Source organism: Ferruginibacter paludis, from assembly GCF_030409685.1.
Lineage (GTDB): Bacteria > Bacteroidota > Bacteroidia > Chitinophagales > Chitinophagaceae > Ferruginibacter > Ferruginibacter paludis.
In genome coordinates, this window is sequence record NZ_JAUFQJ010000032.1 from 1 (window position 1) to 1253 (window position 1253).

At 43.5% G+C, this 1253-nt stretch carries 1 protein-coding gene; it reads right to left on the reverse strand.

Going from position 1 to position 1253, the window contains the following annotated elements; translation table 11 throughout:
* Positions 1 to 303 precede the first annotated feature (303 nt).
* On the reverse strand, positions 304 to 1253 hold a 950-nt coding region (locus tag QWZ08_RS28145; protein WP_290341378.1), incomplete at its 5' end, for an IS110 family RNA-guided transposase.

The window sequence follows — 1253 nt, forward strand, 5'->3', positions numbered from 1 at the left end:
TTAAAGCGCTGTGGGTTGGAATGATTGTATTTGTTGCCGCCGGGCAATGTTCCAATGCCCATACAATCATTCCGGCACACAGCGGAATATTTTTTTATCTTCAAGCTCCGGCTCCTATATGTGGATACCATTATTGCGGCACCACCGGCATCTGTAGGGTTTTAAAGAAATAATGAACAGCCACCTGCTTTGCGATGTGACCCGAGCAATGTAGCCCGGTCACCACCCATGTTTTGTAGTCTGTTCATGTTGTTTAATATTGAGCATTAAAGAAGGTGATGAATCATTTTTTGCAGCGGTTACTTAAGCCGCATTTGTTTGTTGTTTGTTTGGCATTGTATAATTGATTTGATAGGGCTTTTGGTTTTTAATTACTGAGAGCATAGCCCTTACTAATTTATGCGCAACTTTCACTATGATTGCCTTTGAGTCTTTGCCAGCATGTTTGCGGTAATAGGTTTGCAACTCCGGGTTGCGGCTTAGAGATGTCCACGCAGCTTCTATAATGTAACTCCGCAGCAGGCTTCGGCAGCGGGGTGTCAGCCCCATTTTTTTACTGGTGCTGTCACTTTGATAAATACCTGGCACAAGGCCAATGTAATTTGAGAGTTGCCGTTCATTATCAAATCGTCTTAAATCACCCAGTTCAGCCAGTACAGCGGCTGCCAGGTAGCCACCGATACCGGGAATTGATTTGAGCAAATAATAATCTTTATGGTGATGCTTTCGGCACCAGGCCCTTAACTGGTTGGCGACTTCCAGGTACTCTTTATGCAGCACATCGAATATGCGTAATTTGCTGTGCAGGCTGTACTGGCCGGTTGCATACGACCAGTCAATATTTTTAAGCCAGTCTAAAAAGGCATGGCTCCAGTTGGGGTTATCGAATTGATTGGGAATAGTAATGCCTGCATACAGCAGGGAAGCTTTGATAACAGATTTTTCCTTGCGAAGCATTTTTGTAATATGGTTACGCTGGCGCAGCAGACTGCAAAGCTGTTCATGGGCTTCGGGGGGAATATAAATAGCTTTTAGTTCCTGTTTTTGTAGTTGCTGGCAGATATGCCTGCAGTCAATTGTATCTGTTTTCTGGTAGCGGTGTTTATCACTTTGTTTAATATCTGCAGGATGAACAACCGATACTTCCCAACCATAATTTAAAAAATGGCGTGCAGCCCAAAAGCCACAGCAACCAATTTCAAAAGCAACAGCTACTTGATGCTGCTCAAAATGATCGTTAACATACTGCAATA